Origin of the sequence: Geotalea daltonii FRC-32, from assembly GCF_000022265.1 — a bacterium.
GTDB lineage: Bacteria > Desulfobacterota > Desulfuromonadia > Geobacterales > Geobacteraceae > Geotalea > Geotalea daltonii.
This window is the reverse complement of the sequence record NC_011979.1, coordinates 2,762,855-2,777,879: the sequence shown is the minus strand read 5'-3', so window position 1 is coordinate 2,777,879 and position 15,025 is coordinate 2,762,855. Positions and strand designations below refer to the sequence as shown.

Below are 15,025 nucleotides of genomic sequence, written 5' to 3'. Positions count from 1 at the left end.
TGTTAATTTATTTGTGCAGCAATGACATCAATAAAATGATCCACTTCCTTCTCAGTATTGAATCGGCCAAGGGTTATGCGCAGCGAACCGCGAGCCCGCAGCGGGTCGTAGCCCATGGCCGAAAGAATGTACGAAGGCTCACCGCCATGGCTGGCGCTGCAGGCGCTGCCGGTGGAGACGGCAATGCCTGCGTCATCCAAGGCCATGAGGAGCTTGATGGTCTCCCCTTCCCTGCCGTCTATCCCGAGGCAGAGATGCCCGGGCAGGCGCCGGTAGCGGTGACCGATCAGGTAGGCCTGGGGGATGCGCTGCAGAAGGCGATCTAGAAGGCGGTCACGCAAACAAACCAGCCTGGCCGTTTCTGCCGACATGCCATTGGCGGCGATGGCAGCCGCAGCGCCCAGACCGACGATGCCGGCGACATTCTCCGTTGCCGAACGCAAGCCCTTTTCCTGACCGCCTCCGTGGATAAGGGGCGAAAGCCTGACTCCTTTTCGAATGTACAGAGCCCCTACCCCCTTGGGACCATGGAACTTGTGGGCGGAAAGGGAGAGCAAGTCAACCGGCAGCCTCCCCATGTCCAGGGGAATCTTCCCCACCGCCTGCACCGCATCGCAGTGGAATACCGCCCCATGGTTACGGGTAATGAGTGCCAGTTCGGCAATGGGTTGCAAGGTCCCCACCACGTTGTTGGCAGCCATCACCGATACCAGTCGGGTCGTGGGCCGCAGTGCTACCGCAAGGGCTGCCGGATCGACGATGCCGTCGCCCCCTACCGGAAGGCGGGTGACTTCGATCCCTGCCGATGCCAGCGCGCGGCAAGTCTGGAGTACCGCCGGATGTTCAATGGTTGTGGTGATTACGTGGCAACCCAGTTGAGCCTGCACCGTACCCCAAAGGGCCAGATTGGACGCCTCGGTACCGCTGGCCGTAAAGATAATCTCATCCCCATTGGCGCCGAGCAGCGCTGCCACCTGACTTCGGGCATATTCGACCGCCTGACGCGCCTCCAATCCTTCCCGGTGCATGCTGGATGGATTGCCGTAGACGGCATCGAGGAAGGGAGACATGGCCTGCCGCACCTGCGGGTCCAGGGGCGTGGTAGCCGAATTGTCGAAATAGATCCGTGCTGACATGATCATTCCCCGCGATAGAAGGTCTGGTTTTCCAGGGGCCGAACCACGCCAAAGTGGGACTGCCAGCCGATTTCTTTCTTGCCGACACAGATGGTACAGGTCCCCACCGGTGGATTGCCGCGGAGCAGCATGCGCTGTGGCGTATTGTCGCCGTTGAAGAGCACGTCCGGGCTCTGATCCAGATAGTCAAGGAGAGGATCAATACCGATGCCGTGCAGGGCGTGAACTTCCCGGATCTTAACCAAGGGCGCCACATCCTGGATGCGCGCCCGGAACACCTCCCGTTCAGCCTGGGAGACCCTGTCGATCTTGGTCACTACGGCAATGTCCGCCAGTGAAAGCATCGGCCCCACCTTGAGCGGCAGGTTCATGCCGCTGGTCGCCTCCAGGACGATCATGCCCAGTGCGCCCTCCACATAGGGAGAGCAGCGCAGACACAGCCCCGCCGTCTCCACCAGCAGCACCTGGCATCCTTCCTTCCTCGCCCACTGCAGGGCGTCACCCAGCACCATGACGTTGCAGTGGTCAGGGCAAAGTTCCCCCGAGTAAACCTTGCGCGTGGGAATGCCGAACTCTCCGGCAAGGGCCAGATCCTCATCGGCATACTGAACGTCGATTTTCAGGAATGCCGCCTTGCGTCCACCGGCAAGGATCTTACGAACCATGTGCCGTAGTACGGAAGTTTTGCCGGTGGTGGCCGGCCCTGCACAGATGACCAGTTTCATGCCAATCCCTCCAGTTCCAATCCACCCAGGTTTTCGCCAAGCCGCATCTTCTCCCGCAAAACAGACAGAATGTCGTCCAGACGGCTTACCTGGTGGGAAAGTCGCTGTTCCTGTTCGTCGGTATGCAGCACTTTTGTCATCGTTCCCTTTTCCATGACGATGCGATAGTCCGATAACAGGGCAATGCGCGGATCGTGGGTGACGAAGATGAAGATCTTGCGGTACTGGCGCAGCAGCTCCAGGGCGCGGCTACGGTGGATGCCGGCATTTTCCACCTCGTCCAGAAGAACGATGGGGGTATTGCAGATGATGGTGGCATCGGCAATGAGCAGGGCACGGGTCTGACCGCCGGAAAGCTCGGTCATGCGGCTGTCCAGGGCAATGGCCTCGCCGGTAAGCTGGTTGGCAAAGTCCAGGGTCTCGGCAACGATCTGCTCTCCCTCTATGCCGTCGGTACTGCGGATACGGGCATGGGTACTGAGAAATTCCTTTACGGGAAGATCGGAGAGAAAGGTAGTGTGCTGGGTAATCAGGGCAATGGGATTGCGGGAGGGGTCATGGCGATACTCAGCCTCCGGCAAGGCACCGTTGATGAGCACCCGGCGGCCCGTAGGAGTGCTGCCATCGGCGAACAGCTCCAGGTCATTTATCAACGTGGTCTTCCCCGATCCGGTCGGGCCGACAATGCTGACCACATCCCCCATTTTCAACTCCAGCCTCTCCACCGCCTCTGCCGCTCCATTCTTGCCTTTGCCGCCGATAATCGTGATACTTGTCACCATTTGCTTTTCCTCCTTTTCCTACCGGTTTTGTCGTATTAATGTACAAAAAAAGTTTCTCTTCTTTACCTTCTGAAACGAGGATTTTTTTGTTCTGGCAAGGAAATAAAGGGATTGCGCGGCGGCGTACATCTGCACGCCGCACAAGCAAGCCCGCTGATTGGCACAGCCAGGGCAAAAAAGAACCGTTTCATTCGCTCACGTCAGCCAGGGTGGTGTTCTCCAGCTTTCCGGCAACGTAGTCCCGGATATCCTTAAATACGGAAATGAGTTTCTGCTCTTTCTCAATTGGGGTCGATTCGTAAAAGTAGACACTTACCGACTCCGTGGGAGCCAGCGCCCCATCGAAGAGCCTGATCACCTCGGCAAGATGGATCTGGCTTGCAGGTCTGGCCAGGGCATAGCCCCCCGCCTGCCCCCGCAGGCTGCGGAGGAACTTGGCCCGTTTCAGGATCAGGAGAATCTGTTCGAGAAACTTTGGGGGAATGCCTTGGGCGGTGGCAATGGTCTGGACGGGGACAAGATTTTCGCTGCCGGTACGGGCCAGATAGATAAGTGCCAGAAGTGCATATTCGCTTCGGGAGGTGAGTTTCAAAGGATGGCCTTTTATGACTAAATTTGTAGGAATAGTAGTTTAAGAAGTTATTCATGTCAAGGCGAAAGTGTCATTTGTTCGGGAAGAAAAAGAGATTTAAGCGGTATGTCGTTCCTGCATTATCATTTAGGGATGGTGTTGCGGGTAAAGCTCTCGATCAGCTCATCAAGGGTCTGGTAAGACGGTAATGGATGAAGAGTATCTGTTGAGGCGTCAGGTATTTCATCATTCGGCGAGCTTTTTCAACGCCGGTTTGTACTGCTCGATGAAATCATTGACCTGAGAGGCAAAGGCTTCATCCCCCCCTTCCGCATAAGACGCCGCTTTGACCGGTTCAATCACGATCCGTCCATGTTCCTCATCCACCTGCACATCCACTTCCGATCCCACCGCCAGTTTCAGCTTTTCCAGGGCCTCGTTGGGAAGCGACACCCCTCGGCTGTTGCCTATGGCGCAAATCTTTCGGCGCATACGATGCTCCTTTGGTTCTTGTTATAACAGGATTATAACGAGTGAGAGGATGAGGGGCAAAGGAGTTTGAGACGCTTGAACATTTGACGCTTTGGAAATGGATATTACAGTTATCTTAGGCAGGAACGCTCATTACAGGAGGAACGCTCATGAAAAGCAAATGGCTATCGGTTGTACTCCTTGTGCTGGTTTCGCTTAGCTGGGTGACGGCTGGATTGACGGCGGAAAAGAAAAAGGGGTCGGCGACCGACAAGATCATCCTGGCACCGAATCAGCTCCAGTGGAAAAACGGCCCACCCTCGCTGCCCACATCCAAAGTGGCGGTATTGGAAGGAAATCCCAAGAAAAAGGGATTCTTCGTCATGCGGCTCATGCTTCCTGCAGGAACTAAAATACCTACCCATATTCATGATAATGTGGAAAGGGTAACCGTGATTTCCGGGAGCATCAATCTGGCCATGGGTGATGAGCAGAAAAGTCCCACCGTTTTGCCAGCCGGCGGTTATTTTTCTCTCCCCGCAGGACTGGTCCACAACGCCTGGGTAGACGAGGAAACGATTCTGCAGATTGCAACCACGGGGCCGTGGAGCTTGAAGGTCTTGAAAGCGCCTAAAGAGTGAGGGCTAAGGGGATTTGGTTTCATTATCGGTATGGCCTCCCCTCCCAGAATTTCGTCCGAACAAGAAGAGGCGCCTGAGCGCCTCTTCTTTCGTTATGCGTATCATGTCCCTTATTTCTTCCGCACAAATCAACCATCGGCGTATTCGGTCTGGATTGCTTCTATTTGCTTCCGATCGATCAGGAGAAAGGCGCCCACTACTTTCGAATCAAAATGTTTGCCACTCTCCTCCTTGATCATTTTTGTGCATTCTTCGTAGGTAGAAGCTGTATGGTAAGACCGGGTGGAACTAAGGGCGTCAAAGACATCAGCCACCATAAAGATACGAGCGCCGTATGGTATCTCTTCTCCCCGCAGCCCACGCGGATACCCTTGCCCATCGAATCGTTCATGGTGTGTATAGGCAATTTCGGCCGCTTCCTTTAAAAAGTTGATTTTCTTTATGATGCCATAGCCAGCTTCTGGGTGCTTGCGCATCTCTTTCCATTCGTCTTCCGTAAGCCTTCCCTGTTTAAGAAGAATATGGTCTGGGACGGCAATCTTTCCCACATCATGAAGAAGAGCCCCGAAGCCGATATTGACAGATCTTCGTTCATCAATCCCTAACTGCCTGGCAATGAGCAGCGCATATTCCCGCACTCGCCGGGAATGCATTTGAGTATTATGTTCCCTCAGATCAAGGGCAGATACCAAGGCGATCAAGGTTTCTTCGTTGGCATTGGCAACGTCAATCAACAGCTTTTTCTGGCGATCAAAGAGATATCCCGGCACCAATCCGACCACCCAGAAGCCCGCCAGTTCACCCAGTTGATTTGCCTGCTCCATGTAATTGCCTGGCCAATCAAGAAAAGCATGAAGAGAGAAGAGGATGCTAATGCTGAGCGTAGTAATCAACGCACCGCGCAAGCCAAACCAGGCACCGGCCATCACTGGAGGTAGGAAATAAAGTTTTCTGAAAATTATGTGCAGTTGATGATAGATATGAGGCTCTGTGGGAGTCATGAAATGGAGAAGCGTGACCACCAAAACGATCACTGACAGGATAATTAGTTTTATTATCGCGCTGGTTTGCACCTGACCCTTTATTGGCATGGTTGCCCCTTTGCAGTCCAATATAGAAGGTAGTACAATAACTTTGATCCTGTTGACTTACCAACGTCTCGAATAGCCAAAGTATACAAGATTACTGATTTTGCACCATTTTCCAAGGCAACGTTGCTGATAGGGTGAGATAAAATTGAAGGGGCACAGGCAGGTAAACACAGTGTCCTGTTAGCCAACGTGCTTGAGGTTAATGCATGAAGAAAATGATTTTGCTATCGATTGCAGCGCTTGCTTTGTTGGGAGGATGTATGTGCTCCTTTATGCACGGTGATCATAACGATAACCGTAATGGAGCTGGTAAGAACGGGAGGAGAAGCGTAATAAATCCAAAAAATTGATAGATTCACACAGACAACGGAAAGGGGACGGGGACGGGAAAGGGGACGGGGACGGAAAGGGGACAGGGACGTTGTTTGCTGGTTTGCTAACATATTTTTCGCATCGAGATGCAGTTGACTTCATAGACATAATTTCAGCTAGTTAGTAAGTACAAATCGACAAACAAACAACGTCCCCTATTACTCCCCAAACACAAAGGGGTCGCGTCTCAACTCTTGACAACGTCAGAAGTTGAGACGCGACCCCTACTTATTCGTAAGATTTTAGGCAGTAGCAATAAAGACACTAGACTCCATCGGTACAAGGTTCATGCTTGCAGTTTTTACTATGTCATCTGCATTTTTACCTATTGTATCTCGCGCTACCGTATCTCGTGCTATTTCCAGTCTGTCATTCAGGAATTTGTGCCTAAGTTCAAAAGTGTTGAATATTTCACTCCAAGTTTTTACGTATATCTTATATCTATCATCTTTATAAACTAAGCATCTTTCTCCATGAAGTGACGCATTTTTATATTGTCTCTCTATGTATTCACTTGCATCCAATCTATTCCCGATCAAATGAAATTCCCAAGTCATGTTACTTGCATTAAATTCAGGTTGTTTTAATATGACCTCAAAATATTTGTCAATCTGATCGAGTTGTTTTTTACCTAGTCTTACATTTGGGTGCTTAAGCTCCAAGACAACATTCTTTATAATGTCGCCGTCGTAATCTTGCCTGATAAGGAAAAGGTCCATTTGACAATTCTTGTTTGGGTGATTGATCTTAATTTTTTTATCTTCCTTTGTAAGAAGATAGTTATATCTTCTAAGCGCTTCCTCAAATGTCGGTTCAGCAGCAGTGATAATATTGTACTGTTCTCCGATTAACCAATAATTATTTTCCATAAAAATTTGTATATGTGGGACCTCTTTAGCTTTAAGATCTTCGTCAAATACTAATTTTTTTAACCCCGACACTGCTTTATATCGGTTGTGAATAAGCTCAATCGTTCGTATTACAGAAGACAATCTTGAGGTCTTTAATATCTCTGCAAGTTGCTTTCGTTCAGTTGGTTCAAGCTCTACAACCTCCTTTATAATATCAAAGACCCTTTCAAATTCATGGCTATCCATTAATAGTTCCAGAAACCTGACAAAGACCTTTTTTTGAATCACATTCTGTCTAGTAAATATCCTTGGTTGGACCTGATACAATTCTCGGATGGTGTCTTCGAGAACTTTATGCTTCACTACTTCCCAATCATTCGCATTTTTTAGCTTGGGTAGAACACCTTCTTGTTCATAATCAGCAATGAGTTTATCAGTATATTTTTTGAGAAAGGGTTTTCGTTTTTTTCTCAAAAAGTCTGATACTTCGGACATGATATATCTAAATTCTGGACTGCTCATATTGTTGCTGAACTCAAAACTAACTTGATCCTCACCATCTGTTCTTACAGGTGCAAACTTTTCGAAGAAGCTGCTCGTAATATATACACTGTGATGAAATTCATCGCCCTTATTGTTTAATGTTGTTGGATTGGTGAGCTTTTCCTCTTCATTCAAAGATTTACAATAATAACGAGAGTATTCATCATTTGGTTTTTCTGACCAACGGACGTAATCTATAGAAAACAATGTTTTTGATTCGTCAAATATGAAAGAAGCACTATCTTCTTCAGCTATTAACTTAGAATAATCTATTTCCACACCATTGACCTTTATTGAATATTGTTTGTTTAACTTCAAATACCAACAAAATTCTTTACACAGATAAGGTATTATTTCCTCTTTAAACGAAGTATCGTATACGTCACTTACCTCCTGCAAAACAACTTTAGTTCCTATGCCATCATTAGTTGGTTCAATTGGTGATGCAGCGTACTTTACCAAATTATCTGAAGTGACATTTATATCGAAGTGCAACTTTCCTGTTTTTGTTTGGTAAGTTGTTTCCCATTTAGCGTGCCGTGAGAAGTGAAAAAATGACAGACGACCAACGCCTCTTTTACCTCTTATGCCTGATAAAAAGCGTTTGCCTGTGTGGAGGGCTTCTTTTTCAGAGAACATAAATACGCCAAACTTATTATCAAGATTTTCATACTGAACACCATAGCCATTGTCTTTTACTGATATCTCAGTAACCGCACCGAACTCATTAGTGTGGTATTCTAATTCAATACTAGTTGCACTAGCATCAAATCCATTCCATATATACTCAGCTATAGCCTTCTCGACAGTCATTCCCTTTAATGTTTTTTTGATTCCGGGGGTCGTGATAAGAACATCTAGGTTTTTCATAAGGGCTCCGAAATAGGCTGTATCTTCTGCTGTCAGATTTCTCCGACGGCCACTGTTCAATATTCCGAGGGGGACATGGTAGGGATTAATTGTTCCTATCAACAAAAAGCACGTTCATCAGCCCGAAGTTTACTTAAGCGTTCTTCCCAATCGACATAACCCAAAATGGATTCCATCCCATCCTCCGGGAATAAACAAAACAACTTAATAATAGTTGATTTAGTACGCCCTTCCCGTTCCTGTGTCAACATTTAAACCGGCTAATAGCAAGAAGTTGCCCATCCCAAAGAGAATTCCGGGGACATCAGAATTCTGGGGACATCCATGATAAGTAAAGTCAAGGGGAAAACAACGGTGTCAGGTTACCTTTCTGCCATTCTCGAAGCTAAACCCTTCTTACAGTTAAACCATCGGTTTCAGTTGCCGTCGGCGCCGTATCCCTCCGCCGACTCATGTACGGCATTCACCTGCTTCCCCACCAACCGTATCTCCACCCTGCTCCCTACCGCAGATGCATACTTGCGCAGCGTCCGAAGACTCGGCAATGGATGACCCGATTCCAACCGCGCCACCACTGACTGCGTCGTCCCCATCCGCCGGGCCACCTGTTCCTGCGTCAGGTTTGCCTTCGTCCGGGCTTCTATTAACTGCGCAGCAACTGAGAATTCCTCCTCCAGCGCATCGTATTCCCGTCTGAATTCCTCATCCGCCATCAGCTCCTGCTTGACTTGATTCAATTTTCTTCCCATGTTCACCGCGCCTGCATGTCCTTCGGAAGAGAGAGAAACTCGCTCTCGACTTCACCATTCAAAAATTCAACGTACCATTTCATCGGCACCTCAATCTTATAGCTTTTTTGCTATAAATACAACTCCGGTTATTCCCCCCGCGCCACCTTCAACAAAACCCGCCAATCATCCCCAAACCTTCCCATCGCCTCACAGTTACAGGAAACATCAGAAAAGAGCAGATACCGGAACGCCACACTCCCGAGATTACGAAAGGCAGGCCGTTGCAGTTGGGCAAGGATCTCCTTTTCCCGGTTATCCGGCGCGACGAGGAAGAAGTCGTACTTCCGGTCCCCCAAGGACGAGGCCAGATCGAGCAGCCGCAGCATTCCTGAGTAAATGGAAGTGCTCTTCTCGATCTCGAAGGCACACTCGATCTGGCGGCTCAGTCGGTTTATCCAGATGACGTCGATCAGGGATACCGTCTTGAGGGTCTCGGACGCCATCTCCAGCAGCGGCAGCTCCGGCAGGGTCAGCGACTGCAGGCTAATGCCTGCCAAGCTGCGGGTCCGGTCGTTGGCGGCCACCCACACGTCATAACCAAGGTCACGCCCCATTCGTGTCAGGGTAAACTGCATCTCCAGATGGGAATTTTCCTCTTCCTGGGCCTTGCGCACATCGTCATGTCGCTTCTTTAGCGCCTTCTCAAGCTTTGCCCGGTCAAACTCCAGCGCCGTCTGGAAATTACCTGCCAAGGCGATCTTGCCTACCCCCACATCAAAGAGCAACCCGGAGATCGCCCCCAGGTCCTTCGAGAGCGCAGGCTGCAGTTCTTCATTGGCGTGAATAATCGCCTCGCGCATCTCCAGATAGGCAGTCCAGGAGCCGAGGGGTTTCTTGTCGGCAAAGAGGGTATTAAAGCCATTAAGCATGGCTGTGTTAAAGGGGGGCATGTGGGTCGGATGGAGAAAGTAGAGGATGTTGGCGACGGCGGGGCCGAGTCCCTTGATGCGGCAGTCGTCGAGGGTGAGGATTTCGCGGATGATGCGATCGGCAGTGGAGCAGGACAGGCAGCTTTCCAGGAAGCGGCCGAAGGCGGCCTTGTTCTCCTCGTTCTCGTAGATGTCGGGAATGCGCAGTTTTGGTTTCCAATAGAACGGGTGCGCGGCCCCCTCGAAGACCTGCTTTTGCTCGGTGATGCAGGTGAGGACGAACTCCAATGGTGAGCCTTTGAAATCATTGCCGAATGTTCCGGCTTTAATAGCCTCAATCACCTCCGTCACGCCGCGCCGGATGGACCGAAACGCCTTCATCCGTGCCTCGTTATCGATAAACCAGGTGTTATAGACCGACTCCGGGTCCGCCTTGTAGCGCTGGACCAGTTCCTTGAGATTTGCCGCCATCATCCCTCCCGAAAGTGAAAAGCCGCTTCCTTATCAATGGAAACGGCTTTTCATCTCATGCAACCATCATCACACCCCTACATCATTAAGTCCTTATTAAATACTCCCCACTCCTTAGAAGGTCAACAGTTTTCGGGATGACCGGGAACCCGAAAGCATGCTGGGTCCTACTGGAGACTTGGCAGGGGATGACCAGATTCCAACCGCGCCACCACTGACTGCTCCTGCAGCGCCCCCTCCGCTTCTCTGGATAGAAATCCATTACCGGCTATAATTGAATAAACCAGCGGCGGATGTACCGTTTACAAGCTTGTCCAGCCGAGCCAACTATCGGAGGAGAGAGCAATGTTACCTGAAACCATGAAGGCTGCCGTTGTCCATGAATTCGGGAAGCGCTTGAGCATTCAAAACGTATCGGTTCCCCGGCCCGGACTGGGACAGGTCCTGGTGAGGGTTATGGCCAGTGGGGTATGTCACACCGACCTCCATGCCGCCGATGGGGATTGGCCCGTGAAGCCCAAATTGCCGTTTATTCCGGGTCATGAAGGCGCCGGGTATGTTGCCGCCGTAGGACCGGGGGTAACGGTTCTGAAAGAGGGAGACCGCGTTGGCGTTGCCTGGTTGCACAGCGCCTGCGGACATTGTGATTACTGCCTGACGGGCTGGGAAACACTCTGTCAGCAGCAAGACAACACCGGTTACTCGGTCGATGGCGCCTATGCGGAATACGTGTTGGCACCCGCAGCCTATGTGGCACGCATACCCGACGGTCTGGATTTCACAGAAGCTGCCCCGATCCTGTGTGCCGGCGTGACCACATACAAGGGGCTCAAGCAGACCGACACCAAGGCCGGTGATTGGGTGGCCATAGTCGGTATCGGCGGATTGGGACACATGGCGGTCCAGTATGCAAAAGCAATGGGACTGCATGTGGCGGCTGTCGATATTTCCGAGGAGAAGCTGGAGCTGGCAAGGAGCCTCGGCGCTGAACTGATAGTCAATGCGGAAAAGACGGATGCTGCCACAATGATTCAGAAGCAGGTCGGCGGGGCACATGGTGTCCTGGTCACCGCAGTTTCACCCAGGATCTTCCGGCAGTCACTGGACATGCTGCGGCGTGGCGGTACATGCACGCTGGTCGGTCTCCCTCCGGGGGAGTTTCCCATGCCGATCTTCGACATCGTGCTGAAAGGGATTACCGTTCGCGGCTCGATCGTGGGGACACGTAAAGATCTGCAGGAATGCTTGCAGTTTGCCGCCGAAGGCAAAGTCAAAGCCGTCATCGAGACACAGGCACTGGAAGCTGTCAATGAGGTGTTTGACCGGCTGAAGCGCGGCCAGGTGAGTGGGCGCGTTGTCCTGAAGCTTTGACGGTGCCACCGCAGAAGTAGAATAGCCTCTAACCTATGGACAGATCGTTTTCTGCCGGTCGCCAGGAACAAGGGAGCACGTTATGGCGGTAATGGAATTGTTTTGGCAAGTTGAGGATCAGGCTGCCCGATTGGCAGAGCTGATCAGCCGGGAGGGAGATCTGAAGGAAATCCCCCTGCGGCGGGATGTCCGCTCTCTCGGAATGCTGCTTGGAATGGTGATCCGGGAGCAGGCCGGAGAACAAGCTTTTATTGCCGAGGAAGAACTGCGCCACTTGGCGATTCAGCATCGTCAGCTGCATGACAATCAGGCAACGGCTTGTCTCGACTTACCCGGCGAGCGGGAACTGCAGGAAAAGGCGGAAAGCATCATCGGCAGGATGACTGTTGCCGAGGCCTACCAGATCGTCAAGGCCTTTTCCACCTATTTCGAGTTGACCAACCTGGCGGAAACCAATCACCGCAAACGACGGCAGCGTGCGTCCCGACTGATAAGCACAGCGCCGGATAAACCGGGCTCGCTGCGCGGCACCCTGCTCCGAATGCGGCAGAGCGGCATCAGCGTCGAGCAGGCGCTGCAATGGCTTCGCATGGTGGATGTGGTGCCGGTTTTTACCGCACATCCCACCGATGTGGCGCGGCGTGTGGTCCATTTCAAGCGCCGCCGCATCGCCCAGGACCTGGAGGCGCTCGATACCCTCCCTTTGACTTATGCTAAGGCCCTGCAGGGGCAGAATGCCATGCTGGCCGAAGTATCCGCCCTCTGGCAGACCGACGAGGTGCGACGACGCAAACCAACGGTTCTGGACGAGATCAAGATGGGGTTGGACCATTATCCCGACTCGCTGATCACACCTCTTCCTGCTCTGTACGAGGACATGGCGGCGGCCATCCAGGAAATCTACGGCCTTAGCATCTCCCAGAGTGAATTGCCGACAGTGGTCCACTTTGGTTCCTGGATCGGCGGCGACCGGGACGGTAATCCATATGTAACCGCCGATTCCACCCGTGCCGCTCTGCAAAAGGGTCGCGAAGCCATTTTGGGTGAGTACACTACCACTCTGGAGGAGCTTCGCCGACTGCTCACTTCTTCCACCTGCCGGGTGCCCGTCTCCCCGCAGCTGGCGGCGGCAGTCACAAACTATCACGCCACCCTGAACTTTGCCGAATTACAGAAAAGCGCCATCCCGGAGTGCGAACAATACCGGAGGTTCGCAGACTGTATCCTGTATCGGCTGCGCCGTACACTGCGGGAGCCGGAGCATGCCGATGCCTATGTCGCTGCCGTTGAATTCAGCACCGATCTGCACCTGATCAGGGCAAGCCTGGCAGCCGGTGGCGGGGAACGCTTGGCCCGTTCCCTGGTGGATCCGCTGCTGCGACGCATCGATACTTTTGGTTTTCATTTACACAGCCTGGATATCCGCCAACATGCCAAGGTTCACGCCACAGCAGTAAAGGAACTGGCTGCCGGCGCCACGACAGGCACAGTTACGTCAGCCGCACTGCCGCCAGCACCTTCGGCCGCCACCACTGAACTCCTCGACACCTTGCGGGCCATCGCCGGTCTGAAGCGAAGCTATCCCCCGCAGGCTATCCAGCGTTACGTGATCAGCGGCGCCAGCTGCGTCCAGGACAGCCTTGCGCTGGTGTGGCTGCTGGAGCTTTGCGGGGTGCGCGTGGCGGCCGATAACAGTGGCGATCCGGGGCTGATGCCGGTGCCGCTGTTCGAATCCATCGAGGACCTGCGCCAGGCTCCGCACATCTGTCGCATTCTCTGGAGCTCGGACGACTATAAACCGTATCTCGATTCGTGGGGACGCCGACAGGAAGTGATGCTTGGCTATTCCGACTCCAACAAGGATGGCGGCATGCTAACCAGCGCCTGGGAGATCCATAAGACGCATCGGGAGTTGCACCGGGTGGCCGCCGAGTGCGGGGTGCGACTGGTGCTTTTTCATGGCCGGGGGGGGACGGTCGGCAGAGGGGGAGGGCCCACCCACCGGGCCATTGTGGCTCAGCCGGCCGGCGCCTTTACCGGGTCGCTGAAGATTACCGAACAGGGCGAAGTCATCAACTGGAAGTATTCGGATGCCTCTCTGGCACAACGGAACCTGGAGGTAATGGTCGCCGCATCCCTGGAGGCACTGGCGCTCACCGGGATGCAGGAGGAACAGGCAAGCCCGAAATGGGCGCAGACCATGGAAACGCTTTCGTCCGATGCCTTTGCCTTCTATCGCAAGCATATTGCCGAGAATCCCGATATTTTCCCTTATTTCGAACAGGCGACACCGGTACTGGAGTTTGAACTGGCGAAAATCGGATCACGTCCGGCGCGCCGGGGAGTAACCCGTGATCTGTCAGACCTGCGGGCCATTCCCTGGGGCTTCGGTTGGATGCAAAGCCGTCATGTGATCCCGGGCTGGTTTGGTGTCGGGTATGCCCTGGAGCGCTTTGCGGCCCGACAACCTGGAGCGATGGGGCAACTGCAGGCCATGATGGGCCGGTTTCCTTTCTTTATCGATCTGCTCAGAAACGTGGAACTTGCCCTGACCAAGGTCGATCTGCCCCTGGCTCGCTGCTACTCGACTCTGGTGACCGATATGGAGCTACGCCAACGGGTATTCGATCTGGTGGTGGAAGAGTATCAGCGTACCCGGCGCATGCTGCTGGCCATTACCGGGCAGTCGCACCTGCTGGAGAACAACGCCCCCCTGGCGCGCTCCATTCGACTGCGGAATCCTTATGTGGATCCTCTCAGCCTGATCCAGATCGAACTACTACGGCGGAAAAGGGCGGGGGAAGAGAGCGAGGAGCTGAACTACGTCCTTGCCGCCACCATCAGCGGTATCTCTGCCGGACTGCGGAATACGGGGTAGCGCCGTCGGAGCCATACACCTCCGCCGACTCATGTACCCCTGGGGCTACCTGGTTTTTACCATGTCGGAACGCAATCATAATGCGTGAGGAAGTCGCGAATGGTATGCATATCCTCTATTGTCAGGGTGAGAAACTGAATACCCATTCCAGTTGGCAAAGCTGCTTTTTTAGGTGAATCAGGCCCATTTGTCCAAGCAACCTTGGCTCTACACGCAACTGGATATTCTTTGCCGGGTAACTTGAATTCCACATGGAGTATCGTATCAACGGGGAGAAGATCGGAGGTTTCAATATATAATCCTCCGATACTCATATTTATAGAATAGTCTTGTAAAAGCCGTTTTTCATCAGGCCCTCGAAAGATTGCAACTCGAACCGTATACCTGGTTTTGCCCCTTTGTTCATGATCATTGACGATATTTGTCATTAGTCGTTTCCTTAATGCTAGCCGGTTTAAGTGAAAGAACAAGCAGAATCCCTGCTAAATGCAACTATCGCAGGTTAGGCCGGTGTTTAGGCCAACGAGAAGAGTGCAACTTGCGAGCCCACAATTTCTGGCGTGGTAGGAGCAAATGCAGGAAACTTCCCTAT

13 protein-coding genes are annotated in these 15,025 nt (G+C 52.4%); 3 read left to right on the top strand and 10 right to left on the bottom strand.

Features of this window, described 5'->3' with window-relative positions:
• Positions 1-2 precede the first annotated feature (2 nt).
• From GEOB_RS12525 to GEOB_RS12505, 5 genes are all read right to left on the bottom strand, one after another.
• Positions 3-1,136: a cysteine desulfurase family protein gene (locus GEOB_RS12525; RefSeq protein ID WP_041267140.1), complete on the bottom strand. Its 1,134-nt coding sequence runs from the start codon at positions 1,134-1,136 to the stop codon at positions 3-5.
• A gap of 2 nt (positions 1,137-1,138) precedes the next feature.
• Positions 1,139-1,861, bottom strand: a complete 723-nt coding sequence (locus GEOB_RS12520; RefSeq protein WP_012647605.1) for a GTP-binding protein — start codon at positions 1,859-1,861, stop codon at positions 1,139-1,141.
• Complete coding sequence (locus tag GEOB_RS12515) at positions 1,858-2,643, bottom strand: ATP-binding cassette domain-containing protein (protein ID WP_012647604.1); 786 nt, start codon at positions 2,641-2,643, stop codon at positions 1,858-1,860. The genes GEOB_RS12520 and GEOB_RS12515 overlap by 4 nt, the downstream gene beginning before the upstream one ends.
• A gap of 187 nt (positions 2,644-2,830) precedes the next feature.
• Positions 2,831-3,235 (bottom strand): RrF2 family transcriptional regulator, encoded by a 405-nt coding sequence (locus tag GEOB_RS12510; protein WP_012647603.1) that lies wholly within the window; start codon positions 3,233-3,235, stop codon positions 2,831-2,833.
• A 225-nt stretch (positions 3,236-3,460) separates the two neighbouring features.
• Complete coding sequence (locus GEOB_RS12505) at positions 3,461-3,706, bottom strand: AbrB/MazE/SpoVT family DNA-binding domain-containing protein (protein ID WP_012647602.1); 246 nt, start codon at positions 3,704-3,706, stop codon at positions 3,461-3,463.
• Positions 3,707-3,855: 149 nt separating this feature from the next.
• Between GEOB_RS12505 and GEOB_RS12500 the strand changes: the two genes are divergently transcribed.
• Positions 3,856-4,326: a cupin domain-containing protein gene (locus GEOB_RS12500; RefSeq protein WP_012647601.1), complete on the top strand. Its 471-nt coding sequence runs from the start codon at positions 3,856-3,858 to the stop codon at positions 4,324-4,326.
• Positions 4,327-4,454: 128 nt separating this feature from the next.
• Here GEOB_RS12500 and GEOB_RS12495 read toward each other — a convergent pair whose 3' ends face one another.
• From GEOB_RS12495 to GEOB_RS12480, 4 genes are all read right to left on the bottom strand, one after another.
• Positions 4,455-5,417 (bottom strand): HD-GYP domain-containing protein, encoded by a 963-nt coding sequence (locus tag GEOB_RS12495; protein ID WP_012647600.1) that lies wholly within the window; start codon positions 5,415-5,417, stop codon positions 4,455-4,457.
• A gap of 614 nt (positions 5,418-6,031) precedes the next feature.
• A complete protein-coding gene (locus tag GEOB_RS12490; protein ID WP_012647599.1) occupies positions 6,032-8,053 on the bottom strand; it encodes an ATP-binding protein in 2,022 nt (673 codons plus the stop codon).
• Positions 8,054-8,469: 416 nt separating this feature from the next.
• Complete coding sequence (locus tag GEOB_RS12485) at positions 8,470-8,802, bottom strand: helix-turn-helix domain-containing protein (RefSeq protein WP_012647598.1); 333 nt, start codon at positions 8,800-8,802, stop codon at positions 8,470-8,472.
• Between the two features lie 128 nt (positions 8,803-8,930).
• Positions 8,931-10,184 carry a hypothetical protein gene (locus tag GEOB_RS12480; RefSeq protein ID WP_012647597.1) on the bottom strand — a complete coding sequence of 418 codons (1,254 nt, stop codon included), beginning with the start codon at positions 10,182-10,184 and terminating at the stop codon, positions 8,931-8,933.
• 345 nt (positions 10,185-10,529) lie between these two features.
• Between GEOB_RS12480 and adhP the strand changes: the two genes are divergently transcribed.
• The gene (gene adhP / locus GEOB_RS12475) at positions 10,530-11,555 is read left to right on the top strand and encodes an alcohol dehydrogenase AdhP (protein ID WP_012647596.1); all 1,026 of its coding nucleotides are present in this window, start codon (positions 10,530-10,532) and stop codon (positions 11,553-11,555) included.
• 82 nt (positions 11,556-11,637) lie between these two features.
• Positions 11,638-14,433, top strand: a complete 2,796-nt coding sequence (gene ppc / locus GEOB_RS12470) for a phosphoenolpyruvate carboxylase (protein ID WP_012647595.1) — start codon at positions 11,638-11,640, stop codon at positions 14,431-14,433.
• 56 nt (positions 14,434-14,489) lie between these two features.
• Here the strand turns inward: ppc and GEOB_RS12465 are convergent, their stop codons facing one another.
• Positions 14,490-14,861 carry a PilZ domain-containing protein gene (locus GEOB_RS12465; RefSeq protein ID WP_012647594.1) on the bottom strand — a complete coding sequence of 124 codons (372 nt, stop codon included), beginning with the start codon at positions 14,859-14,861 and terminating at the stop codon, positions 14,490-14,492.
• Positions 14,862-15,025: the final 164 nt, after the last annotated feature.